Genomic DNA, 23,367 nt, shown 5'->3' with positions numbered 1-23,367 from the left:
GCCCATGATCAGCTGCCCGGAGTGCGAGGGCGCGGTGGTCCTCGCCGAGCCGCCCCACCTCAACGAGATCGTCGCGTGCCCCGAGTGCGCCGGCGAGCTGGAGGTCGTCGGCGTGGACCCGGTCGCGCTCGCCCCCGCGCCGGAGGTCGAGGAGGACTGGGGCGAGTGAGCGGTCCCGTGCCGGGCGGCCCGGTCGTCGTGCTCGCCTCCCGCGTGCGGGCCGAGGAGAAGCGCATCATCGCCGCGCTGCGCGCGCGCGGAGCGGACTGCGTGCACGTGGACACGCGGACGCTGGCGGGCGCGCCGGCCGCGTCCGATCGCTCCCTCGTGCTGAACCGCGAGATCGGGCAGGCGCGCGCCGCCTACGCGGGGTCGCTGCTGGAGGCGCGGGGCGCCGTCGTGGTGAACTCGGCCGCCGCCACCGAGGTGTGCGGCGACAAGTGGCGGACCGCGCTCGCCCTCGGGCAGGCGGGCCTGCCCGTCCCGCGCACCCACCTCGCGCTGACGCCGGAGGCGGCGCTCGCCGCGCTCGACGAGCTCGGCTACCCCGCCGTCGTGAAGCCGCTGGTCGGCTCGTGGGGGCGGCTCGTCACCCGGGTCGCCGACCGCGCCATGGCCGCCGCCGTCCTGGAGCACGTCGCGGCGCTGCCCTCGCCCCGCGCGCACATCGTCCTCGCGCAGGAGCTCGTCGCGGGCGGGCGCAGCGTCCGCGTGGTGGTCGTCGGCGGCGAGGCCCTCGGCGCGACCTGGCACCGCAGCGAGCAGTGGCGGGCGAACGTGGCGCGCGGCGCGTCCGCGCGGGCGCTCGCGCTCCGCCCCGACCACGCCAAGCTCGCGGCGCGCGCCGCCGACGCGACCGGCGCCGAGATCGCGGGCGTGGACCTCATCGAGGACGCCGCCGGCCGGACCCGCGTCCTGGAGGTCAACCACGGCGTGGAGTTCACCGGCTTCCAGGACGCCACCGGCATCGACGTCGCCGCCCGCATCGCCGACCACCTGATCGCGCGGACGGTGCGCGATGCCTGACCGCGTGCGCGCCGGGGTCGTCGGGGCCTCGGGCTATATCGGCGGCGAGCTGCTGCGGCTGCTGCTCGGGCATCCGCACGTCGAAGTGGCGGTCGCGACGTCCGCGCGGCTGGCGGGACGCCCCGTCGACGCCGCACACCCCAACCTGCGCGGCTTCACCGACCTGACGCTCGTCGCTCCCGACGCGCTCGAACCGGTGGACGTGCTGTTCACGGCGGCGCCGCACACCGAGACGATGGCGCGGATGCCGGAGTTCCTCGGCCTCGCCGAACAGGTGGTGGACCTGTCGGCCGACTTCCGGCTCCGCGACCCCGCCGTCTTCGCCCGCTACTACGGCGAGCCGCACGCCGCGCCCGGCCTGCTGGGCGGCTTCGCCTGCGGGCTGCCCGAGCTGCACCGCAAGGAGCTGGCGGACGCCGACCGCGTCAGCGTCCCCGGCTGCATGGCGACCGCCGCGATCCTCGCGCTCGCCCCCGCCGCCGCTGCCGGACTGATCGGACCGGACGTGGTGGTGGACGCCCGCACCGGCTCCAGCGGCTCGGGCGCGACCGCCGGCCCCGCCAACACCCACGCCGAGCGGAGCGGCGCGCTGCGGGTGTTCGCGCCCGCCGGGCACCGCCACGAGGCCGAGATCGCCCAGGCCACCGGGCTGGACGTGCGGATGACCGCGACCGGCGTCGAGGCCGTCCGCGGCGTGCAGGTCGTCTGCCACGCGAAGCTCGCGGGCGGCGCCGGGGAGCGCGACCTGTGGCGCGCCTACCGGGAGCGGTACGCGGGCGAGCCGTTCGTGCGGCTGGTCGCGCGGCGGCGCGGCCCGCACCGGCTGCCCGACCCCAAGATCCTCGCCGGGTCGAACCTCTGCGACGTCGGGTTCGCGGTGGACGGCCGCGGCGGCGCGACGCTCGTCGCGGCGCTCGACAACCTCGTCAAGGGCGGCGCGGGCGGCGCCGTGCAGTCCCTCAACGTCCGCCGGGGCTGGCCCGAGCGGACCGGCCTGGCCTTCCCCGGCCTGCACCCCGCCTGATGCCCGCGCAGCGCCCCCTCGTGGTGAAGGCCGGCGGCAACGCGGCGGTGGACCCGGACGCCGTCTGCGCGGACGTCGCCGCCACCTTCCGCGCCGGACGGCCCGTCGTGCTCGTGCACGGCGGCTCCGCCGATATCGACCGGCTCGGCGCGCGGCTCGGCGTGCCCGCGCGGCGCCTCACCGCCCCCGACGGCATCACCACCCGGCACACCGACGCCGCGACGCTGGAAGTCGTGCAGCTCGCCTTGAGCGGGCTCGTCCGCCCCCGCCTCGTCGCGTGCCTGCACGCACACGGCGTCCGCGCGGTCGGGCTGAGCGGCGTGGACGGCGGTCTGCTGCGCGCGCGCCGCAAGGCCGCGCACCGCGCGTGGGAGGACGGACGGCGCGTCGTCGTCCGCGACGTGCACAGCGGCCGCGTCACCGGCGTGAACGCCGGACTGCTGCACGCGCTGCTCGGCGCGGGCGTCCTGCCGGTGGTCGGGCCGCCCGCCCTCGCCGAGGACGGCCGCCCCGTCAACGCCGACGCCGACCGCGTCGCGGCGGCCGTCGCGGGCGCGGTCGGCGCGGCGGCGCTGGTGCTGCTGACCGGCGCGCCCGGCGTCCTCGCCGACCCGGCGGACGAGGCGTCGGCGCTGCCCGTCTGCGCCGTCCCGGCGTCCGGGCCGCCCCCGTTCCGGGCGGGCGGCATGGGCCTGAAGCTCGTCGCCGCCCGCGAGGCGCTCGCCGCCGGGGTGCCCGAGGTGCTGGTCGCCGACGGGCGCCGCGACCGGCCGCTGACCCGCGCCCTGGCGGGCGCGGCGACCCGCATCGAGCTTGGAGGAGGAGACGGGTGAACGAGCCGATCGCGGCGGCCGGCCTGGACGGGCGCTGCGCGTCCGTCCGGGAGCGGATCGTCGAGATGTGCGCGGGCGCCGAGGGCGGCCACCTGGGCGGCTCGATGTCGCTGGTGGAGATCCTCGTGGCGCTGTACTTCGCGGTGCTGCGCGTCGACCCCGCCGAGCCGCGCGCGCCGGGCCGGGACCGCCTCGTCCTCAGCAAGGGCCACGCCGGCATCGGCCTGTACGCGGTGCTCGCCGAGCGCGGCTTCTTCCCCGCCGCCGACCTCGCCGGGTACGCCGAGCCCGGCGGCCGCTTCGCCGCGCATCCGGCGCCCGAGACGCCGGGCGTCGAGGTCCCGACCGGGTCGCTCGGCCACGGCCTGCCGCTCGGCGTCGGGTTCGCGCTCGCCGCGCGGCTGTCGGGGTCGGCCGCCCGCACCTTCGTGGTCCTCGGGGACGGCGAGCTGCAGGAGGGGTCGGTGTGGGAGGCGGCGATGGCGGCCGCGTCGCTGCGGCTGGACGGCCTCACCGCCGTCGTCGACCGCAACGGCCTCCAGATCACCGGCGGCACCGAGGACGTCGTCGGGCTGGAGCCCCTCGCCGACCGCTGGCGCGCGTTCGGCTGGACGGTGGTCGAGGTCGACGGCCACGACGTCCGCGCCCTGGTCGACGTCCTCGGCAAGCCCGGCCCGCCGGACCGCCCGGTCGCCGTCATCGCCCGCACCGTCAAGGGCCGGGGCCTGCCGTTCGTGGAGGGCCAGGTCCGCAGCCACTACGCCCGCCTCGGCGACCGCCAGCGGCGCCGCGCCCACGCCGCGCTCCGCGCCGCCCGCCGCGCGGACGGGGGGACGGACCGGTGAGCGCGCGGGCCTGCCGCGACGCCTACCGCGACCTCGTCCCCGAGCTGCTGGCCGCCGACCCGCGCGCGGTCTGCCTGGACAGCGACACCGGCCTGTTCGCGGGCGTGGACTTCGGCGCCGCCGCCGACCGCTACGTCAACCTCGGCATCGCCGAGCAGAACCTCATGGGCGTCGCCGCCGGCCTCGCCCAGTCCGGGTTCGTCCCCTACGTCAACACGATGGCGGCGTTCGCGGCGACCCGCGCGCTGGAGGCCGTCAAGCTCGACATCGCGCTCTGCGGCCTGCCGGTGCGGATCATGGCGACGCACGACGGCCTCGCCGCCGGGCACCTCGGCCCGACGCACCACTCCCTGGAGGACCTGGCGATCATGCGGCTGCTGCCCGGCATGACCGTCCTCGTCCCGCACACCGCGGGCGCCGCCGAGGAGCTGATCCGCCAGAGCGCGGCCGTCCCCGGCCCGGTCTACATGCGGCTCGGCCGCAAGGCCGCGCCCGAGCCGCCGCCCGCCCCCGAGCCGCCGCGGCTCGGCCGCGCGCAGCTGCTGCGCGACGGCGCCGACGTCACGATCGCCGCGGCCGGCCCCTACCCGGTGCTCGCGGCGCTGGACGCCGCCGGGCTGCTCGCGGCGGACGGCGTCGGGGCGCGCGTGCTGAACGTCCACACCGTGCGGCCGCTGGACCTCGCGGCGGTCCTCGCCGGCCCCGGCCCGGTCGTCACCGTCGAGGAGCACTGGGCCGCCGGCGGCCTCGGCTCGGCCGTCGCCGAGGCCGCCGCCGAGCGGCCCGGCGGCCCCCGCGTGCTGCGCGTCGCGGTGCCGGACGCCTTCGTCCCCGGCGCGGGCGACCAGGCCCACCTGGTCGCCCGCGCCGGGATCACCGCGCAGGCGGTCGCGGCCCGCGCCCGGCGGGCCGTCAGTGCGACATGAGCCCGGACCGGTAGGCGAACGAGACGAGCTGCGCGCGGTCCTTCAGGTCGAGCTTGGCGCGCAGCCGGTGCAGGTGGGTGCGGACGGTGCTGACGCCGATGTACAGCTCGCCCGCGACCTCCTCGGTCGAGCGGCCCTGCGCGACGAGCAGCAGCACCTGCCGCTCGCGCGGCGTCAGCGCGGCGACGGCCGGGCGGAGCAGCTCGTGCGGGTAGACCTCGCGCCGCCGGAACCAGTCGACGAGCCGCGCCGCGACGGCGGGCGACAGCATCGTCTGGCCGCGCCCCGCCGCCCGGATCGTCGCGACGACCTCCTCCCGGGTGGCGTCCTCGGTGAGCAGGCCGTGCGCGCCGGCGCGCAGCACCTCGGTGACCGTCTCGTCGCTGTGGCTCATGGCGAGCACCACCACCCGGGGCTCGGGGTCCAGGCCCTCGGCGCGCAGCCGCCGGATCAGCTCCAGGCCGGGCACCCCGACGAGCTGGAGGCCGGTGACGACGACGTCGGGCCGCCGCGTCCGGGCCAGCATGATCGCGTGGATGCCGCTCTCGGTGGCGTCCACCACCTCCACGTCCTGCTGGGCGTCCAGGATGGTGTGCAGCCCGTCCCGCACGAGCGGGAGCGCGTCGCACACCAGGACCCTCAGCGGCGCCATTCCCGCCGGTTCCAGATGATCATTAAGTACTCCTCCGCAACCGGCCGAAAAGTCCTATTTGTCAAATGGTGTCATGGCTCTCGGGGTGCGTCACCCCCTTTTCGGGCGCTTTTTAGGCCCCTTTATCGCGTTCAAAAGTAACTGGACTTTGATCACGTGTGCGCGTGCGCGAGGACGACGGCCGCAGGCTGGGCCACCGGACCCTGGAGGAGCTGCGCTTCCGCGCGGTGCGCTGGGTGGAGGAGGGGGTGCGGCCCGCCGACGTGGCCGAACGGCTCGGACTGCGTCGCTCCACCGTGTACGGATGGCTCGCCGCCTACCGCGAGGGCGGCCCCGACGCGCTGCGCGCGCGCCCCGTCCCGGGCCGCCCGCCCAAGCTGACCTGGGACGGCGTCCGCGAGGTGCTGGCGGGCCTCGCGGGCCGGGGTCCGCGGGACGCCGGCCTTCCGGACGGCGAGCTGTGGACGCGGCCCGCGCTCTGCGCGCTGCTGGAGCGCGACCTCGGCGTCCGGATCTCCCCGGTGACGCTCACCCGCCTGCTGGACCGCGCGGGCCTCACCGCCGCGCGCCCCCTCGGCGCCGCCGGCCTGCCGCCCGCCGTCGCCCGCTGGCGCGCCGAGCGGCTGCCCGTGCTGCGCGCGACCGTCCGCGCGGAGGGCGGGACGCTCTACTTCCTCGCGGCGTCCGCCGAGACGACCGCGCCGGACGGCCAGGCCCGGCTCGGCCTGCTGAGCGCCGCGCCCGGCAAGGGCGCGACGCGGTTCCTGCTCGTCGAGGGGGAGGCGCCCGCGCCCGCCGCTGCGGGCTTCTGCGCCCGCCTCGTCCTGGACGCGCCGGGACCGGTCACCCTCGTCCTCAGCACCCCGCCGCCCGACCGCACCGCGTCCCTCACCGCGCTCGCCGCCGGGACCGGCGGCGAGCTGCGCCTCGCCCACCTGCCGGGAGTCACGCCTTGGTGACCAGGCGGCGGCCGAGCACCAGGTAGTCCATCTCGGTGTTCAGGAAGCAGGCGATGGCCTCCTCGGGCGCGTTCACGATCGGCTCGCCCGCCACGTTGAACGAGGTGTTGATCAGGCACGGGACGCCGGTCCGCGCGGTGAACGCCGCGAGCAGCTCGGCCATCAGCGGGTTGCCCTCGCGCGTCACCGTCTGGATGCGCGAGGTCCCGTCGACGTGCGCGGCGCCGGGGATCGCGTCCACGTGGGCGGGCTGCACCGGGAACACGAACGTCATGTACGGGGACGTCCGCTTCTTGCCCATGACGAAGACGTCCGGCGCGATGTCCTCCAGCACGATCGGCGCGAACGGCCGGAACGGCTCGCGGTGCTTGATGCGCGTGTTGATGATGTCCTTAATGTCGGCGAACCGCGGGTTGGCGAGGATGCTGCGGTTGCCGAGCGCGCGCGGGCCGTACTCCGTCCGCCCCTGGTACCAGCCGACGACGACCTTCTCCTCCAGCAGCGCGGCCGTCTCGGCGGCCACGTCGTCCAGCACGCGGCTGCGGACGCGCCCGGCGTACCGTTCGAGCGCCGCCTCGATCGCCGCGTCGCCGTACTCGGGGCCGAGGTAGGGCGAGACCGGCGGGACGAGCGCGTCGCCCGCCTCGTGCGCCACGGAGAACGCCGCCCCGATCGCCACCCCCGGGTCGCTGGCGCCGTAACTCACCTCGACCTCGTCGTACCCCGACTCCTCCAGCAGCTTGGTGTTGTTCACGCAGTTCAGCGCGAGGCCGCCTTCGAACACCAGCCGGGGCAGGTCGCTGCGCGCGCGCAGCGCGGCCACCTGGTGCGCGGTGGCGACTTCGACCATCTCCTGGGCGGCGCGCGCCACCCGGACCCGGAGCGCGAAGTCCTCGCGGCCCTCCGGCCCCGTCCCGAAGATCCGGTCGAACAGCTCGTAGTAGGCCCGGACGGCGCGCGGGTGGTAGGGGATCCGGTACGTCCCGCCCTCTCGCAGCTCCAGGACGTGCTCCAGGAACGGGTTGCCGGGCGGCGTCCCGGCCGGCTCGGCGTACCCGCCCAGCCCCATGACCTTGTACTCGTCATTGTTCGGCGTGAATCCCAGATACCGGGTGATCACTCCGAAAAGCATCGCGAGCGAATGCCGCGAATCGATGCTCGCGTCGTCGAAGACGCGGACTTGACCGCCGCGGATCTCGCCCATGATGGCCGACAGCCATTCCGCGCGCCCGTCGCTGATGAGGAACGCGGTGTCGCCGCCGCCCGAGATGCCGTACCCGCACATCAGGTGCGCGATGTGGTGCGGCACCGTGCGCAGCCGCTCCGGCTCGATCCGGAACCCGGTGTGCTCCTCGAAGTCGCCGAGCACCGCCGCCCGGCTGAACATCCCCTCGTAGATCGAGGTGAGCCGCTTCAGCCGCCCGAACTTCTGGTCGGCGGTGCCGTCCCCGTCCGCGATCTCGGCGATCATCGCGTTCAGCACCTCGTCGGAGAAGCGCCAGGAGAACGCGAACGCGTCCACGTCGCCGAGCGCCAGCCCGGCCTCGTCCAGCACCCACCGGATCGCGTCCAGCGGGAACGCCGAGGTCTTCTTCTCCCGGTTGAGGCGCTCCTGCTCGACGGCGGCGGCGAGCCGCCCGTCCACCACGAGCGCGGCCCCCGAGTCGTGCCCGAAGAGCATGTGCCGATCGATCCCGGTGGCCCTGTAGTGCCGGGCGAACAGCCCGGCGCCCCTGCTGAAGCCGTTGAACCCGAGAACGATCACCATGCGCTCCTCTACGTCCCGGTGGGCGGGCACTGCCACTCAAACCGACCCGCCCCGCCCCCGGCGTCCACCCCGCGCCGATCCCGGTGAGCCGTCCGGCCTACCCCGTCCACCCTCCGTCGAGGCGCAGCGCGCGGCGGCGGTGCTCGCTCGGCGCGACGCCGTAGGCGGCGCGGAACGCGCGGCTGAACGCGGTCGCGCTGGCGAACCCCCAGCGGGCGGCGACGTCCTGCACGGACCGGTGCCGCAGCGCCGGGGACGCCAGGTCGGCGCGGCAGCGCTCCAGCCGCCGCCGCCGGATCGTCGCCGCGACGCCCTCCTGCCGCTCCTCGAACAGGGCGTACAGGGTCCGCAGCGAGACGTGGTGGTGGTCGGCGACGAGCCGGGGCGTCAGATCGGGATCGCCCAGCCGGCGGTCGATGAACGCGTCGATCCGCGCCAGCAGCAGGTGCGCCCGGACCTCCGGGGACGCCGGCCCGCCGTCGCCGCCGGCCCGCTGCGCCAGGCAGGCGGCGGCGAGCTCCACGGCCATGTCCCCGAGCGCGCCCAGCCCGCCCGCCCCGACGGCGGGACCGTCGCCCGCGAGCGAGACCAGGAAGCCCGCCAGGATCGCCTCCAGCCCGGCGCCGCCGGGCAGCCGCCGCGCGAGCAGCCCGTCGACGTGCCGGGCGGGCAGCGGCATCCGCGCCTTGGGGATCTGCAGGACCAGGACCTCGACGTCGCGCCCGTCCATCCCCGACCCCGACTCGTAGGGGCGCGAGGTGTCCCACAGCGCCATGTCGCGGGGCCGCAGCGCGGCCTCCCCGCCGTCCTGCGCGAACCACGCCGTCCCCGCCGTCACCAGGCCGAGCTGGTACTGCTCGGGGTCACCCTGGCGGATCAGCCGCGCCGTGCGCCGCGACCGCAGCGGCGAGTACACGAACCGCGACACCTGCACGGCCCCGAGGTCCAGCGAGGCCCCCTCGGCGTGGAAGCCGCCGTCGCCCAGCGGGCTGAACGCCGACGGCATCAGCGACCGCGACACCACCTCGGTGAACCAGTCGAACCTGTCCACCGCCGAAACGTCGGCCGCGGACCCCCCATGCCACCCCATCGGCACCCTTTCCAGCACGTTCCCCCGTATCAGTGACGAAGGTACAAGATCGTTCTCCTGCACGGTGTGCACGGCGCCTCCGCACGCCGCGCACACTCCGCCCGCCCCCGCCTGCCTAGGCTCCCTCTCGCCCGAGCGCTCCGGGCTTCGTATTTCACCACTGACATGTCGGCGATGAAATATCGCGCCGGCGAAGAGGAACCACCATGACGACGACCTTCCGACGGCTGCGCCCCGGCCGCGCGCTCGCCGCGCTCGCCCTGGCGGGCACGGCCGTCCTGGCCCCGACCGTCCCGGCCCACGCCTCCTCCGGCGACCTCTGCTACCGGGTGCAGGTCGCGACCAAGGGCTGGGCCGGCTGGGAGTGCAACGGCGCCTGGGCCGGCACCATGGGCAAGGCGCTGCCCATCATGGCGGTCCAGTTCAAGACCTCCGTGGGCCAGGTCTGCATGGGGGCGCACCGCTCCGACTACGGCTGGGACGGGCGGGACGTCTGCGCCAAGCCCGGCCAGGTCCAGCAGATCGGCGACCCCTCCACCACGCCGATCGAGGCGATCAGGTTCTACGGCAGGGGGGCCAACGGGGACTGGATCGACGGCAACGCCTACGTCCGCAACACCGGCTGGCTCCCCGGCAAGTCGGTCAGCGACGTCTGGAACGTCCCCACCCAGAGCTACATCGCCATGATCGGCACGACCGGCGAGGCCAAGTCCATCGAGACCCTCTGGTTCGCCTGGATCTGACGGCCCCGGGCGCCCGGCGGCCCGGCGGCCCCCTCAGGGGCTTTCGGGCACGCCGGTGCGGCGGACGATGCCGTCGTACTCGGGCTTGCCCTTCCACGCCGGGTCCGGCGGCGTGTAGTCCGGGCGCGGGCAGTGCTTGGAGGGCTCGCCCGTCACGGGGTCGTGCAGGTAGCGCGGGCAGTTCTCGAAGACCTCGCGGACCGCGACGGTGACCACGGCGTCCGCGCCGTCGAAGCGCGCGGTGTCGCGCGGGTCCGTCGAGACCGCGGCGGTGCCGTTGATCCGCAGCTTGATCGGCCGCCCGCGGTCGATGAACAGCAGCCCGACCGCCGGGTTCACCAGGACGTTGCCGAGGCTGCGGAACATGCCGTTGCCGTCGTAGCTGGGGAACTCCAGCGTGCGGCGGTCCCGGACGCGGACGAAGCCGGGCAGGCCGCCCTTGTACGAGCAGTCGGGCCGGCCGAGGTGGTCGGCCGTCGCGAGGAAGAAGCAGTCGGCGGCGGTGACCAGGGCGACGTCGCCGTCCGACAGCCCGTCCTCGACGTACCGGTCGGCGAGGCGCGCGGCGAGGCGCTCGGTGCCGAGGCGGGCCTGCAGGTCGCGGGACCCCCGGTGGTAGAACGGGCCGGTCATGCCGCGCTCCTCGCCGACAGCCGGTCCTCGAAGGACAGGCGGGACACCTCGCGGTCGAACGCGGTGAACCACGGCATCGCCGTCGCCGACGCCCGCGTGGTCAGCTCGATCCGCCACTCGAAGCGCTCGGCCGGCGACAGCTCCACCGCGGCCAGGCCGTCCCTCGGCGCCAGGCAGGACGCCGGGACGACCGCGACCGCGCCGAGCAGCAGCGCCATCTCCTGCATGGCCTGCCAGTCGTTGCTGCGCGCGGCGGCCCGCGGCCGGAACCCGAGCCGCGCGCAGTGCCGCACGATCACCTCGTGGCAGTGGGTCTCCCGGCCCGGCAGCACCCACCCGGCGTCCGCGAGGCCGCGCAGCGACGGCGCCGTCCCGCCGAGGGCGCGCGGGACGACCAGCACGAACGGGTCGCGGTACAGGGGATGGCTGGTGAGCGAGGTGGCGCGCGGGCCGGGCGGGCGGACCACCACCGCGAGGTCCAGCCGCCCCGCCTCGACCTCCTCGTACGCCTCGTGCGGCGCCGTCTCGAAGAGCTCGAAGGCCAGCCGGCCCCGGGTCCGCAGCCGGTGCACCACCGGGAACAGCCAGGTCCGGTAGGCCGACGGGAGCGCGCCCAGCCGGACGGCGCGGGCCGGCCGCTCGACCGGCTCGGCCGCCGTCCGCCGCAGCGAGTCCACGGTGCTGTCCCACCGGCGGATGAGCTCGTCCCCGAGCGCGGCCATCTCCAGCCCCCGCGCGGTGAGCCGGATGCCCCGCCCGTCCCGCTCGACGACGGAGAAGCCGCACGCGGTCGCCAGCGACCGCAGTTGCTGGGACACCGCCGACGGCGACAGGAAGAGCGCGGCCGCCGCGGCGTGCACGGACCCGTGCTCCCGGACGGCGAGGAGCGTTCGCAGCTGTCTGGTGTTCACAACAGGAAGACGCCCCCGTGCGGGCCGCCAGTTCAATCCGCCGCCCGCGAGCGGCGGCCGAGGGTGGCCAGAACCGCCGACCGTGCGGCTCTCCTTAACGGTCGTGGCGCCCGTCCCGAGCCGCGCCGAAGACTCGTGGCAACCCCGCGAGGACGAGCGGTACTCCCGCCGCTCCGATCACGTGAAAGGGACACGCCCATGAACGCCGCACTCACCGAGAGCGCGCGCACGACCGGGACCGGCTTCGAGCGCGACCTCGCGCTGGCCTTCCCCGGCCCCGCCGGAACCGCACCCGACGAGGAGGCCCGCCTGCGGCTGCTGCGCCGGCTGCACGCCCACTACGTCGCCTACCTGGCGGGTCCGGCCGACTTCGCCGCCATCCCGCGGCTGAACACCGACCCCGAGATCGGCGCGATCGAGCGCGCCTGGCTCGGCGCGGAGGAGGAGATCGCCGGCCGGGCGGAGCTGCCGCGGACCGCCGCGGAGTTCCATCCCTGGTTCCTGCGCACCGCCGCCGACCACGTCCAGCCCGAGTTCAACGCCTACCTCGCCGAGGAGGCCACGCTCGCCGAGATCGCGCTGTTCTTCATGGCCGAGGAGCTGGTGGACAGCCGCTTCGACGACCTGATGGCGCTCGTGCAGATCGGCGCCGAGGGCCGCACCAAGCTGACGATCGCCGAGAACTACTGGGACGAGATGGGCGAGGGCGTCCTCGACCGCATGCACACCCGCATGTTCGAGCACTCGGCCGTCTACATGCGGGCGCACCTCGACGGCGCCGGCGTCGACCGGGGCCGCCTGCACCTGCCCGAGGTGTACGCCAACGCCTCCCTGCTGCTGGCCTACGGCGTCCACCGCCACCTCAACCCGCGCGCGCTCGGCGCGATGGGCGTGCTGGAGCAGAGCGCCTCGCCGCGCTTCCAGGCGATGGTGGACGGCTGCGCGCGGCTCGGCGTCCCCGAGGACGTCATCGCCTACCAGCGGATCCACGTGCACGTGGACGCCGACCACGGCGCCGAGTGGACCGAGGGCGTCTTCCTGCCGCTCGTCGCCCGCTCGCCCGAGCTGCTCCGCGAGATCAGCCTCGGCGTCGTCACCCGCGTCCGGATCGCCGACGCCTACTACCGGCGCATCTGGGAGCTCATGCGGGGCGTGCGGTGATGGACGCCACCGGGACGCCCGCCGGGACTCATGCCGGGACGCGCGCCACGACGCGCGCCACCGGCATCTTCCAGCGGGTCCGCGTCCGCCGCCGCGACCGGGCCGTCTTCATCGCCAAGCTCGCCGCGGCCCTCGCGCTGCTCGCCGCCGGCGCCGCCCTGGAGTTCCTCGGCGGCACCGCGGGCGCGGTGGCGGGCGTCGTCCTGCTCGCCGCCGTCTACACGCACATGGTCGAGCTCCAGCACCAGTGCCTGCACCACTCGGCGTTCACCGGCGCCCGGCCGCACCGGCTGGTCGGCGTCCCGCTCGGGCTGCCGCTGCTGGTGTCCTACAGCCACTACCGGGTGCGGCACCTCCAGCACCACCGCTACCTGGGCACCGAGCGGGACTCGGAGTTCTTCGGGTTCGACGCCGCCGAGCCCCTCACCTGGCGGCGGCTGCTGCGCGGGGCGTTCGACTACCGGCGCCTGCTGACGGTCGTGCGGGACGTCGTGCGCAGCACCCGCGGCACCTGGAGCTACGACCTCGGGCAGATCTCCGACCGGCGCCGCCGCGAGGTGATCGCCGAGTACCGGCTGATCGGCGCGGTCCTCGCCGCCGCCGTCGTCCTCGCCGCCCTCGGGCAGGGGGAGGCGGTCCTCCGGCTGTGGCTGCTGCCGCTCGCGGTGGCCGTCCCGATGCACTTCCTGCTGGAGCTGCCCGAGCACGTGCTCTGCGACACCGCCACCACCGACGTGCTGCGCAACACCCGGTCGATCACCGGCAGCCGGTTCAGCACCTGGTTCACCAACGGCAACAACCTGCACGTCGAGCACCACGCCGCGATGACCGTCGCGATCAACCGGCTGCGCGAGCGCCACCCCGAGGTGCGCGCCTCGGCCAAGTACGTCGAGCGCGGCTACCCGACCTTCTACTGGCGGGTGGCGCGCGCGGCCACCGCGGGCAGCCGGGCGCGCGCGTCCGCCGGGACGCCGGGGCGGCGGCCGTGACCGCCCGGCCGTGCTCGCTCCGCGGCCCCGCCGGGCCGCGGGGCGGGGCCGGGATCGCCGTGCGGGGCCGCGCCGTCCGGTTCGCGCCGCTGCTGACGTCGGGCGAGGTGCCCGGCCTGATCAGCGGCTCGTTCGCCGGCGACCTCATCCGGCTCGTCACCGCCGACGCCGAGTTCACCATCCGCCTGGACCGGCCCGAGCCCGAGATCGAGGCGGTCTTCCGCACCGGCCCCGCGGACGGGCGGGCGTGGTGGCGGGCGTGGCGGGTCCGGCCCGCCGCGCCGGACGCCGCGTCCACCGCCGCCGCGCTCGCCGACCACATCGCCGACAGCAGGCGGCGCTTCGCCGGCCTGCTCGCAACCGGACCGGAGGCGACCTGAGATGGCCACCCTGCACATCGGCAACGTCAAGACCGAGGAGATGTCCGGCGACCCGGGCCTCCTCACCCGCGACCAGCTCGTGCTCGCCGGCTGCGCGGCGGAGCGCGCCCTCTGGTTCGCCCGCGACGGCGACGTCGTCGTCCTGCCCGCCGCGCCCGGCGAGGCGTTCGTCGAGCACGTCACGCGGACGACCGGCGTGCGCGCCGCGTCCCTGCGGATCGTCGTGCCGCCCGCCGGGCGCGCCGGCGCGCCCGTCCTCACCGCCGACCGCCTCGCCGACGAGCGCCTGCACGCCGAGCTGCGCGCCGCCCTGGACGGCCGCGCCCCGGACCGCGTCCAGGCGTACTACCCGGACGCGGCGGTGGTGGCGCTCGCGGGCGCGCTCGGCGCCGCGCACGCCGTCCCGGGCCACGCCTTCCTCGCCCAGGGCGGCGCGGCGGCCGCCAACAGCAAGGCGCTGTTCCGCGCCGTCGCCGCCGGGATCGGCATCCCCGTCGCGCCCGGCGAGACCGCCGCCGGGCCGGCGGCGGCCGCGGCCGCCGTCGCGCGCCACTTCGCCGCCGGCCACCCGGTGATCCTCAAGCGGGAGCTGCAGAGCGCCGGCGAGGGCAACGAGATCGTCAGCCCGCACGCCGGGGTGGCGCCGCTCGGCGCGGAGCGCGTCACCGTCCTCGACGCCGCCGCCGTCCGCGCCCACCTGGAGGAGCGCTGGCCCTGGCTGACCGACGGCGGGCGCGGGCGGCTCGTCGTCGAGCGCTACCTGCCCGGCGTCCGCCCCGTGTACGCCGAGTACCTGGTGACGGGCGCGGGCGTCGAGCACACCGGGGAGGGGGAGCTGCTCATGGCGCCGGTCCTCGACGGCGTCGTCGTCCCCGTCCCGGACCTGGCGCCGGACGCCCGCGCCGAGCTGCTGCGCCTCACCCGGCGGCTCTGCGAGGCCTACCGCGCCATCGGCTACCGCGGCACGATGAGCGTCGACGGGCTGGTCACCCCCGGCGGCGACGTCCTGCTGAACGAGACCAACAGCCGCCTCAGCGGCGCGACGCACCTGCACGACGTCATCGCCCGCGCCGCCGGGCCCGGCCGCACCCTGCTCGACCGGGGCGGCTGGGCGGTGCCCTCGTTCGCCGCAGCGGCCCGGCGGCTCGCCGCCACCGGCCGCGCCTTCGACCCGTCCACCCGGACCGGGACGCTGCTGACCTGCGACTTCACCCGGCTCGACGGCACCGTCGGCTACTGCGTGGTCGCCGCCGGCATCGACGCGGTCCGGCACGAGGAGGCGGAGGTCCGCGGACTCTTCGCCCCGGCCGCCAGGAGCTGACCGCCGCGATGCGCATCATCGACCTGAGCCACGAGATCGGCGCCGGCTTCGCCGCCTACCCGGGGCTGCCCGCGCCCGTCATCGACGACTACCTCGGCTGGGAGGACTCGCACCGCACCTACTGCCCGGGCACCGAGTTCCGCATCGGCCGGATCACCATGGTCGGCAACACCGGCACCTACCTCGACACCCCGGCGCACCGCTACCGCGACGGCTTCGACCTCGGCGCGCTGCCCCTGGAGGCCGTCGTCGAGCGCCCCGGCCTGCTGGTCCGCACCGGCGCGCGGGCGATCTGCGCGGAGGCGTTCGACGGCCTCCCCGTCCGGGGCCGCGCCGTCCTCGTCGACACCGGCTGGTGCCGGCACTGGCGGACGGCGCGGTACGGCGACGCCGGGCACCCCCACCTCACCGCCGGCGCCGCCGCGCTCCTCGCCGAGCGCGGCGCGGGCCTCGTCGGCATCGACTCGGTCAACATCGACGACACCTCGCCGCGCAGCGCCGGGCGGCGCCCCGCCCACTCGGCGCTGCTGGCCGCCGGCATCCCCATCGTCGAGCACCTCTGCGGCCTGGACGAGCTGCACGACGGCCCGTTCACCTTCACCGCGGTGCCGGTGAAGGTGAGCGGCCTCGCCACCTTCCCCGTCCGCGCCTACGCCCGGCAGCGGCCGATATGAGGCGCTACGCCGCGCTGCTGCGCAGGCCCGGCCTGGCGCGCTGGAGCGCCGTCCGCCTCCTCACCCGCTTCCCCGCCGCCGCGGCGCCGATCATGTTCGTGCTGCTGTCGAAGACCCGGCTCGGCGACTACCGCACCGGCGCCTGGATGGCGGCCGGCTGCGTGGCCGCCGAATGCGTCGCCGCGCCCGTCCTCGGCGCCCGCCTGGACCGCCGCCCGATGCTGGCCGAGACCCGGGCGGCGCTGGCCGTGACGGCGGCGGCCCTGATCGCCGTCGCGGCGGGCGTCCGCGCCCTGCCGGCGCCCGCCCTGGTGGCGCTGGCGGCCCTGGCGGGCGGCGCGATCTCCGGCCTCATCGGCGGCCTGCGCACCCTGCTGACCCGCGCGCTCCCGGCCGGCGAGGTCCGGACGGGCCTCGCCTGGGAGTCGAGCCTCACCGACCTGACCTTCGCCGCGGCCCCGGCGCTCGTCACCGGCCTGGCCCTCGGCGTCGACGGCCGCCTCCCGCCGCTCCTCGCCGCCGGCGGCGCCCTCCTCGCCCTTCCCCTGCTGCCCGCGATCCCCGGCATCCGCGCCGTCCCCGCCCCGGCAGCCCCCGACCCGCGCGGCCCGGCCCGCCCGCTCCTCGCCGCCTGGCCGATCTACCTGACCAGCGCCGCCGCCATGTACCTCTCGGCGACCATCGAGGTGGCCCTGTCTCCGCTCCTGGAGCAGCACCACCTGGACATCGCCTGGACGGGCGTCCTCCTCAGCGCCTTCGCCGTGGCGTCGATCGCCGGCGGCCTCGTCTACGGCCTCCGCTCCTGGCCGGGCTCGCACCGCGCGCAGAGCCTCGCCCTCCTGGCGGCCATGACCGCCCTCGTGGCCCTGGCCGCCGCGGGCGCCCGCACCGGCCTGCCGCTCGTGGCCGTCCCCCTGGTCGCGGCCGGCGCCGCCCAGGCCGGCCTCGTCACCGCCCGCAACCTCTCCCTCCACCACGCCCTGCCCGCCCGCCACCACTCGGCGGGCAACTCGGTGATGTACGCCGCGAGCTGCCTCGGCTACGGGAGCAGCGCCACCGTCATCGCGGTCTTCCTGACGCCCGGCCGGGCCACCGCCCTGGTCCTCCTCTCCTGCCTGCTCACCCTCGGCACGGCCGCCGCCGGCGCCGCCGCCGAACGCCTCGCCCCCGCCGACCACCCGGTCACCACTCGTTGACTTGCGGCGTGTTGGCCACTTCGGCGCGCGAAAGTGCCCAACACGCCGCAACTCAACGGATGGTGACCGGGCGGTCGTGAAGGCGGCCCTCCGCCCGCCCGCCGGGGTTTCCGCGTACCATGCCAGCTTCACCCGCCGGCCGAGCCCGGCGCTCGCGAGACGAAGGGCACCAGGACATGACGCCGACGGCAGATCCGGAACCGGCCGCCACGGGGCCGGCGGAGGACCTGCGGACGCTGTTCGGGGAGTCCATCGCCGTGTACGCCGCCCTCTCCGGGCCGCGGCACGTGGTCGAGACGGCCAACCCGGCGTTCTTCGCCGCCATCGGCGAGGACCGCGCCCGCACCGGCGTCCCGCTCGCCGAGCTGGCGCCCGAGCTCGCCGGCCAGGGCTTCCTGGACCTGCTGGACGGGGTGTACCGCACCGGCGAGCCCTACACCGGCCGCGACGCCCGCGTCGTGCTCGGCACCGGCGCGCAGGAGCGGGAGGTGTTCTTCGACTTCACCTACGAGCCGCGCCGCGACGCCGCGGGCGACGTCACCGGCATCCGGGTGATCGGCGTGGAGACCACCCAGGTCAAGCACGCCCAGCGGCTGATGGCCGAGCACCGGGCCCTGCTGGAGCAGATCGTCCGCCAGGCGCCGCTGGCCGACGTCCTCGACGGCATGGCCCGCTGCATCGAGGAGCTGGCACCGCAGCAGGTGCTCGTCTCGGTGCTGCTCGCCGACCCCGACGGCCGCCACCTGCGCCACGGCGCCGCGCCCAGCCTGCCCGCCTTCTACAACGAGGCCATCGACGGGATCGCCACCGGCGACGGCGTCGGGTCCTGCGGCACCGCCGCCCACCGCCGCGAACCGGTGATCGTCACCGACATCGCCGACGACCCCCTGTGGGCCGACTTCCGCCACCTCGCCGAACCGGCCGGGCTGGCCGCCTGCTGGTCCACGCCCATCCTGGCCCGCGACGGGACGCTGCTCGGCACCTTCGCCATGTACCACCCCGTCCCGCGCGCGCCGCAGGACGCCGACCTCGCCCTCGCCCGCGTCTTCACCGAGACCGCCGCGCTGGCGATCGAGCGCCACCACATCGAGCAGGCCAAGCTCGCCGCCGAGGCGGACGCGGCGGCGGCCGTCGAGGAGCTGGCCAAGGCGGTCCGCGCCGAGCAGCGGCTCCGCGCCGAGGCCGAGGAGCGCGCCACCGCCTCCGCGGAGCTGGCCGCCCGGGTGCGCGCCGCCGCGGCCGCGCAGGCCGCCGTCGCGCACCCCGAGCGCTGCCAGCTCGGCGGCGCCGCCGGCTGCGCCGAACCGGCCGAGATCAAGGTCGCCGACTCGTGGGGCGACTCGGCGTGGGGCTGCGGCGTCCACGTCGAGGAGGCCCTGGTGAACGTGCGGTCGGTGTTCATCGCCAGCGAGGAGCTCGGCGGCCTGGCCGCCTACCTCAACCGCTGACCCGCGCCACCAGGTCGCCGAACGCCCGCCGCACGGTGGCGACGGCGTCCGGCTCGCCCAGGCGGAGCGCGAGGTTCCCGGCGGTGAACACCGCGTCGATCTGGAACGCGACGACGTCGGCGTCCACGTCGGCGTCCACGTCGGCGTCCGTGCCGGCCGCCGCGTGCCGCACCTGCTCGGCGAGCAGGTCCAGCCAGGCCCGCCGCCGGTCCCGCAGGGCGTCGCGCACCGGCCCGGGACGGCTGTCGAAGACCGGCAGGTTCGCCGCCCAGAAGCAGCCGCCCGGGAACAGCGGCGCCTCGGCATAGGCGATCCACCGCTCACCGAGGGCGCGCAGCCGCTTCACCCCGGGCGGCGCGCTCCGCGCGGGCCGCACGACCGCCTCGACGAACGCCTCCCGGGCGGCGTCGATGGTGGCGAGCTGCAACTGCTCCTTGCTGCGGAACAGCGTCGCGACGCCGCTCTTGCTCACGCCGAGGTCGGCGGCCAGCCTGCCGAGCGACAGCCCGTCCAGCCCCTCGGCCGACGCGACGTCCACCGCGTGCCGCGCGATCGTCCGCCGGCTGCGGTTCCCCCGCGCCAGCCGCTGGTCGCCGTCCATGCCCGCCTCCCGCTTGCCAAATAAGTACGAACGATCGTACGTTCACCTCATGGCCGCCGCAACCTTCCCCCGCTCCGAAGCCGACGACCCCCGCTGCCTGCCCCCCGACCGGGCCGCCGCCCTGCTCGCGAACGCCCCCTGGCGGCGCTTCGCCACCGTCGGGGACAGCCTGTCCGCCGGCACCGGCGACGCCCGCCCCGGCTACGGCCACCTCGGCTGGCCCGACCGCGTCGCGGACGTCCTCCGCCGCGTCCACCCCGACCTCGCCTACCTGAACCTCGCCGAGGTCGGCGCGACCACCTCCCGCACTCTGCGCACGCAGCTCGACCGCCTCGCCGAGTTCGCCCCGGACCTCGTCCACGTCCCCTCCGGCGCGAACGACCTGTTCCGCCCCGCCCCCGACTACACCGCCCTCGCCGCCGCCCTGGACGAGCTGTACGGCCGCGCCGCCGCGACCGGCGCGCAGCTGACGGCGTTCACCTTCGGGCGGGCGTTCGCCGTGCCGCGCTTCCCCGACTGGACCGACCGCGTGCGCCGCGCCAACGCCATCGTCCGCGACCTCGCCGTCCGGCACGGCGCCGTCCTCGTCGACATGTGGGACCACCCCGTCAACGACCGCCCGGACCTGGTCAGCGCCGACGGGATCCACTTCGCCGCCCCCGGCCAGGCCGTCCTGGCCACCGAGATCGCCAAGGCCCTCGCCCCTCTCGCGAACGGCGCCCCGCGATGACGTCCCCGACCCCCTGGCGGACCGTCGCCGTCGTCCTCGCCGGCGCGTTCATGGCGATCCTGGACGCGTTCGTCGTCATCGTCGCCGGCCCCTCGATCAAAGCGGACCTGCACATCGGCGACGGCGCCCTGCAATGGATCCTCGCCGGCTACCAGCTCACCTACGCGGTGCTGCTCATCACCGGCGGCCGGCTCGGCGACCTCCACGGCCGCCGCCGCGTCTTCCTCACCGGCACGGCCGTCTTCACCGCCGCGTCCCTCGCCTGCGCCGTCGCGGGCGGCGCCGCCGCGCTCATCGCGGCGCGGCTCGTCCAGGGCCTCGGCGCGGCCCTGATCGTCCCGCAGGTCTTCGCGTTCCTGACCGTCCTCGTCCCCGACCGCGACCGGCACCGCGCCTTCGGCCTGTACGGCACGGTGATGGGCCTCGCCGCCACCTCGGGGCAGCTCGCCGGCGGCCTGCTCATCGGCGCCGACCCGCTCGGCGCCGGCTGGCGCTCGGTCTTCTGGGTCAACCTGCCGATCGGGCTGGCCACCCTGGCCCTCGCCGCCCGCCTGCTGCCGGAGTCCACCGCCCCGCACGCGCGCCGCCTCGACGTCCCCGGCGTCGTCCTGCTGACCGCCGCCCTGGCCCTGCTGGCCGTCCCGCTCATCCAGGGCCGCCAGGCCGGCTGGCCCGGCTGGGCCTGGGCCTGCCTGGCCGGGAGCCTCCCCTGCCTGGCCGCCTTCGTCGCCCTCGAACGCCGCACCGCCGCCCGCGGCGGCGACCCCCTCGTCCGGATCGCCCTGTTCCGCACCCGTTCGTTCTCCCTCGGCCTGGCCCTGATCCTCCTCCTCTACACCGTCGTCACCTCCTACTACCTGGTCCTGGCGGTCTCCCTCCAGGACGGCCGCGGCCTGTCCCCACTCGGCGCGGGCCTCGTCTACACCCCGTCGGCCGTGGCCTTCTTCCTGTTCAGCCTGCTGGCGGGCCGGCTGGTCCCCGCCCACGGGCACCGCGTCCTCATCACCGGCGCGACCGTCATGGCCCTCGGCTACGCCGCCACCGCCGTCCTGCTCCTCGGCGGCGCCCCCTTCACCCCCGCCGTCGTCATCCCGACGCTGATCCTGCAGAGCGCGGGCGGCGGCCTCGTCATCCCGCCGTCCCTCAACGCCGTCCTCGCCCGGGTCACCCCCGACGACACCGGGGCGGCCTCCGGGGCGCTCTCCACCGCCCAGCAGATCGGCGGCGCGCTCGGCGTGGCCGTCATCGGCGCGGTCTTCTTCACCGCCTTCACCCCCGCCACCGCAGGCCGTGCCCTGGCCCTGGCCTCCCTGACCACCGCCGCCATCACCACCGCCGCGACCGTCCTGGTCGTCCTCCTCCGCGAACCGCCCGCCCGTCCCGGCCCAGCGGACCGCACCGGTATCGACGAGGCCGCCCGCACCCCGTGAAGAGGACCATGGCGGCGGCCAACAACAGGGTGACCGCGACCCGAAAGGACGTCGATGAAGGCACCCCCGGAGGCAGGCGGCGCGACGGACGACGCCGAACTCGTCACCGCGTCCCTGCACGAGCCCGAGCGGTTCGCCCTGCTCTACGACCGCTACTTCGGCGACATCCACCGCTACCTCGCCGCGCGGCTCGGCGGCGAGACCGCCGACGACCTCGCCGCCGAGACGTTCCTGATCGCCTTCCGCCGCAGGGCGGACTTCGACGCCGCGCGCGGCGGCGCCCTCCGCCCCTGGCTGTACGGGATCGCCACCAACCTGGTGTCCCAGCACCGGCGCACCGAGCGGCGCCGCCTCCGGGCGCTCGGCCGGATCGGCGCCGAGCACGCCGCGGACGGCCCCGAGGACCGGGTCACCGCGCGCGTCGCGGCCGAGGCACTCCGCCCGGACCTGGTGCGGGCGCTCCGGGACCTCGCCCCCGGTGACCGCGACGTGGTCTTCCTGTCGATCTTCGGCGGGCTCGGCTACGACGACATCGCCCGCGCCCTCGGCATCCCCGGCGGCACCGTGGGCTCCCGCCTCAACCGGGCCCGCAGGCGGCTCCGGCAGGCACTGGACGGCCGGACCGACACGACGGAGGAGAACCGATGAACGAGCTGACGATGGTCGAGCACCTGTTCACCGAGCCGGCGCCCGCCCCCGCCGTCACCGCCGAGGGGCGCGCCAGGCTCCTGCGCCTGGCCGGGGACGCCGCACCCACTTCCTCCCCGGCCGCCACCGCCGCCGACCGGGCCAGGCTCCCGCGCCTGACCGGGGACGCCGCCCCCGCCCTCGCCCCGGCTGGCCGCCCGCGCACCCGCCGCCTGCTCTGGACGGTCCTGCCCGCCGCTGCTCTCACCACCGCGGCCGCAGTGACCATCGGCATCCTCACCTCCGACCCTCACCCGGCCGACACATCGGCCCGGCGCGTCCTCCTCGCCGCCGCCGCCGAGTCCGCGAAGGCCCCGCCGTCCGGCCGCTACTACGTGTTCACCAGGCAGGAAGGGCGGGCGTACACCGTCGGCTCCAAGGAGCACCCGTACACGGTGCTGAGCCGCCGGATCGACGAGCTGTGGTACCCCACGGCGCCCGGCGCCGCCGGCCGGATCGCCTCCCAGGACCTCGGCGTCCGTCCCGCGACCCCGGCGGACGCCGCGGCCTGGCGCGCCGCGGGCAGCCCGGACCGCGTCACGGAACGCTGCGACGAGGGCGCGATCATCGGTTACAAAGGCAGCGGGCGGCGCCCCGACGGCATCACCGAAGAGGTCCCGATCAGGCGGCACTGCCGCCGGCTCGACGTCCGCCCCGGTCCCCGGACCACCGCGCCGCTGCCGTCCGCCCCCGGCACCCTGGGCCGCCCGCCGGTCGGCCTGGACCCCGCCCGCCTGTCCGGCGACCCGGCCGTCCTGCGGCGCCAGCTCCTGTCCTGGACCCGCGCGGGCGGCCTCGTCGGCCCCGTGCGGGGCGATTCCGCCCAGCTCTGGGCGGCCGCCGGAACGCTCGTCGCGTCCCCCGTCGGCCCCGTCCGCCCGGCCGTCCGCGCCGCCGCGTACCGCGTCCTGGCGGACCTCCCCGACGTCCGCTCGCTGGGCCCCGTCACCGACCAGCGAGGACGCCGCGGCCAAGCGCTGACCCGGACCGGCTCGAACACCGAGGCCGTCGCCCCCGGCACCTACCGCCTCACGGTGGACCCGAGGACCGGCGCCCCGCTCGCCACCACCTACCAGGGCACCGGCTCCGGCGAGTACTCCCTGATCCTCCGCTACGGCTACACCGACCAGCCCCCGCAGTAACCGGCCGCCGCATCGCCCCACCCCAACGACCACCCGGTCACCACCCGTTGACTTGCGGCGTGTTGGGCACTTTCGATCTCCAAAGTGCCCAACACGCCGCATCTCAACAAAGGGCGACCAGGTGGTCATCGCCGGGCGGGCGGGCCGGGAACGCCGAAGGCCCCGCCGGGGGCGGGGCCTTCGCGAGCTGCCGGCGGG

25 protein-coding genes are annotated in these 23,367 nt (G+C 76.3%); 19 read left to right on the top strand and 6 right to left on the bottom strand.

Going from position 1 to position 23,367, the window contains the following annotated elements; translation table 11 throughout:
- Positions 1-4 precede the first annotated feature (4 nt).
- The 6 genes from lysW to K1Y72_RS37430 are packed head-to-tail and all read left to right on the top strand — an operon-like array spanning position 5 to position 4,654.
- Positions 5-169 (top strand): lysine biosynthesis protein LysW, encoded by a 165-nt coding sequence (gene lysW, locus K1Y72_RS30950; RefSeq protein ID WP_220170063.1) that lies wholly within the window; start codon positions 5-7, stop codon positions 167-169.
- Positions 166-1,026: a RimK family alpha-L-glutamate ligase gene (locus tag K1Y72_RS30945; RefSeq protein ID WP_220170062.1), complete on the top strand. Its 861-nt coding sequence runs from the start codon at positions 166-168 to the stop codon at positions 1,024-1,026. The genes lysW and K1Y72_RS30945 overlap by 4 nt, the downstream gene beginning before the upstream one ends.
- Entirely contained in the window at positions 1,019-2,050 is a 1,032-nt protein-coding gene (gene argC / locus K1Y72_RS30940) for an N-acetyl-gamma-glutamyl-phosphate reductase (protein ID WP_258574197.1), read from the top strand. Before K1Y72_RS30945 ends, argC begins: the two co-directional genes overlap by 8 nt.
- Positions 2,050-2,883: a [LysW]-aminoadipate kinase gene (locus tag K1Y72_RS30935; RefSeq protein WP_220170061.1), complete on the top strand. Its 834-nt coding sequence runs from the start codon at positions 2,050-2,052 to the stop codon at positions 2,881-2,883. The genes argC and K1Y72_RS30935 overlap by 1 nt, the downstream gene beginning before the upstream one ends.
- Complete coding sequence (locus K1Y72_RS30930; RefSeq protein ID WP_308287302.1) at positions 2,880-3,728, top strand: transketolase; 849 nt, start codon at positions 2,880-2,882, stop codon at positions 3,726-3,728. Before K1Y72_RS30935 ends, K1Y72_RS30930 begins: the two co-directional genes overlap by 4 nt.
- Entirely contained in the window at positions 3,725-4,654 is a 930-nt protein-coding gene (locus tag K1Y72_RS37430; protein ID WP_220170060.1) for a transketolase family protein, read from the top strand. Before K1Y72_RS30930 ends, K1Y72_RS37430 begins: the two co-directional genes overlap by 4 nt.
- Here the strand turns inward: K1Y72_RS37430 and K1Y72_RS30920 are convergent.
- A complete protein-coding gene (locus K1Y72_RS30920; protein ID WP_220170059.1) occupies positions 4,641-5,306 on the bottom strand; it encodes a response regulator in 666 nt (221 codons plus the stop codon). The genes K1Y72_RS37430 and K1Y72_RS30920 overlap by 14 nt on opposite strands.
- 164 nt (positions 5,307-5,470) lie before the next feature.
- Here K1Y72_RS30920 and K1Y72_RS30915 point away from each other — a divergent pair, with 164 nt between their 5' ends.
- On the top strand, positions 5,471-6,265 hold the full coding sequence (locus K1Y72_RS30915) for a helix-turn-helix domain-containing protein (RefSeq protein WP_220170058.1): 795 nt from the start codon (positions 5,471-5,473) through the stop codon (positions 6,263-6,265).
- Here K1Y72_RS30915 and K1Y72_RS30910 read toward each other — a convergent pair.
- Both K1Y72_RS30910 and K1Y72_RS30905 read right to left on the bottom strand, forming a co-directional pair.
- Positions 6,252-8,033, bottom strand: a complete 1,782-nt coding sequence (locus K1Y72_RS30910; RefSeq protein ID WP_220170057.1) for a carbamoyltransferase family protein — start codon at positions 8,031-8,033, stop codon at positions 6,252-6,254. The genes K1Y72_RS30915 and K1Y72_RS30910 overlap by 14 nt on opposite strands.
- Positions 8,034-8,130: 97 nt before the next feature.
- On the bottom strand, positions 8,131-9,084 hold the full coding sequence (locus K1Y72_RS30905; protein WP_220170056.1) for an AraC-like ligand-binding domain-containing protein: 954 nt from the start codon (positions 9,082-9,084) through the stop codon (positions 8,131-8,133).
- A 245-nt stretch (positions 9,085-9,329) separates the two neighbouring features.
- On the opposite strand from K1Y72_RS30905, the gene K1Y72_RS30900 reads away from it, so the two are divergent.
- Positions 9,330-9,866, top strand: a complete 537-nt coding sequence (locus K1Y72_RS30900) for a hypothetical protein (RefSeq protein WP_220170055.1) — start codon at positions 9,330-9,332, stop codon at positions 9,864-9,866.
- A gap of 33 nt (positions 9,867-9,899) precedes the next feature.
- On the opposite strand, the gene K1Y72_RS30895 is transcribed toward K1Y72_RS30900, so the two are convergent.
- Both K1Y72_RS30895 and K1Y72_RS30890 read right to left on the bottom strand, forming a co-directional pair.
- Positions 9,900-10,499: a pyridoxamine 5'-phosphate oxidase family protein gene (locus K1Y72_RS30895; RefSeq protein ID WP_220170054.1), complete on the bottom strand. Its 600-nt coding sequence runs from the start codon at positions 10,497-10,499 to the stop codon at positions 9,900-9,902.
- Complete coding sequence (locus tag K1Y72_RS30890) at positions 10,496-11,410, bottom strand: LysR family transcriptional regulator (protein WP_220170053.1); 915 nt, start codon at positions 11,408-11,410, stop codon at positions 10,496-10,498. Before K1Y72_RS30890 ends, K1Y72_RS30895 begins: the two co-directional genes overlap by 4 nt.
- 198 nt (positions 11,411-11,608) lie before the next feature.
- On the opposite strand from K1Y72_RS30890, the gene K1Y72_RS30885 reads away from it, so the two are divergent.
- From K1Y72_RS30885 to K1Y72_RS30855, 7 genes are all read left to right on the top strand, one after another.
- Complete coding sequence (locus K1Y72_RS30885; protein WP_220170052.1) at positions 11,609-12,571, top strand: iron-containing redox enzyme family protein; 963 nt, start codon at positions 11,609-11,611, stop codon at positions 12,569-12,571.
- The gene (locus K1Y72_RS30880) at positions 12,571-13,560 is read left to right on the top strand and encodes a fatty acid desaturase family protein (RefSeq protein WP_220170051.1); all 990 of its coding nucleotides are present in this window, start codon (positions 12,571-12,573) and stop codon (positions 13,558-13,560) included. The genes K1Y72_RS30885 and K1Y72_RS30880 overlap by 1 nt, the downstream gene beginning before the upstream one ends.
- Positions 13,557-13,940 carry a hypothetical protein gene (locus K1Y72_RS30875; RefSeq protein WP_220170050.1) on the top strand — a complete coding sequence of 128 codons (384 nt, stop codon included), beginning with the start codon at positions 13,557-13,559 and terminating at the stop codon, positions 13,938-13,940. Before K1Y72_RS30880 ends, K1Y72_RS30875 begins: the two co-directional genes overlap by 4 nt.
- A gap of 1 nt (position 13,941) precedes the next feature.
- The gene (locus K1Y72_RS30870) at positions 13,942-15,261 is read left to right on the top strand and encodes a preATP grasp domain-containing protein (protein ID WP_220170049.1); all 1,320 of its coding nucleotides are present in this window, start codon (positions 13,942-13,944) and stop codon (positions 15,259-15,261) included.
- Positions 15,262-15,269: 8 nt separating this feature from the next.
- Positions 15,270-15,935, top strand: coding sequence for a cyclase family protein (locus K1Y72_RS30865; RefSeq protein WP_220170048.1), 666 nt, complete (start codon positions 15,270-15,272; stop codon positions 15,933-15,935).
- A complete protein-coding gene (locus tag K1Y72_RS30860; protein ID WP_220170047.1) occupies positions 15,932-17,131 on the top strand; it encodes an MFS transporter in 1,200 nt (399 codons plus the stop codon). Before K1Y72_RS30865 ends, K1Y72_RS30860 begins: the two co-directional genes overlap by 4 nt.
- Positions 17,132-17,307: 176 nt before the next feature.
- A complete protein-coding gene (locus K1Y72_RS30855; protein ID WP_220170046.1) occupies positions 17,308-18,579 on the top strand; it encodes a GAF domain-containing protein in 1,272 nt (423 codons plus the stop codon).
- On the opposite strand, the gene K1Y72_RS30850 is transcribed toward K1Y72_RS30855, so the two are convergent.
- Entirely contained in the window at positions 18,569-19,180 is a 612-nt protein-coding gene (locus tag K1Y72_RS30850) for a TetR/AcrR family transcriptional regulator (RefSeq protein ID WP_220170045.1), read from the bottom strand. The two genes, K1Y72_RS30855 and K1Y72_RS30850, sit on opposite strands and share 11 nt — an antisense overlap.
- Positions 19,181-19,229: 49 nt before the next feature.
- On the opposite strand from K1Y72_RS30850, the gene K1Y72_RS30845 reads away from it, so the two are divergent.
- From K1Y72_RS30845 to K1Y72_RS30830, 4 genes are read left to right on the top strand one after another with little or no spacing between them, the layout of a single operon-like run.
- A complete protein-coding gene (locus K1Y72_RS30845) occupies positions 19,230-19,910 on the top strand; it encodes an SGNH/GDSL hydrolase family protein (RefSeq protein ID WP_220170044.1) in 681 nt (226 codons plus the stop codon).
- Complete coding sequence (locus K1Y72_RS30840) at positions 19,907-21,340, top strand: MFS transporter (protein ID WP_220170043.1); 1,434 nt, start codon at positions 19,907-19,909, stop codon at positions 21,338-21,340. The genes K1Y72_RS30845 and K1Y72_RS30840 overlap by 4 nt, the downstream gene beginning before the upstream one ends.
- 54 nt (positions 21,341-21,394) lie before the next feature.
- Positions 21,395-21,988: an RNA polymerase sigma factor gene (locus K1Y72_RS30835; protein ID WP_220170042.1), complete on the top strand. Its 594-nt coding sequence runs from the start codon at positions 21,395-21,397 to the stop codon at positions 21,986-21,988.
- A complete protein-coding gene (locus K1Y72_RS30830) occupies positions 21,985-23,169 on the top strand; it encodes a CU044_5270 family protein (protein ID WP_220170041.1) in 1,185 nt (394 codons plus the stop codon). The genes K1Y72_RS30835 and K1Y72_RS30830 overlap by 4 nt, the downstream gene beginning before the upstream one ends.
- The last annotated feature ends 198 nt before the right edge of the window (positions 23,170-23,367 follow it).

Source organism: Actinomadura parmotrematis (assembly GCF_019458805.1).
In the GTDB taxonomy this organism is placed as follows: Bacteria; Actinomycetota; Actinomycetes; order Streptosporangiales; family Streptosporangiaceae; genus Spirillospora; species Spirillospora parmotrematis.
The sequence above is the reverse complement of the archived record's forward strand: the minus strand, read 5'-3'. Positions and strand labels throughout refer to the sequence as shown.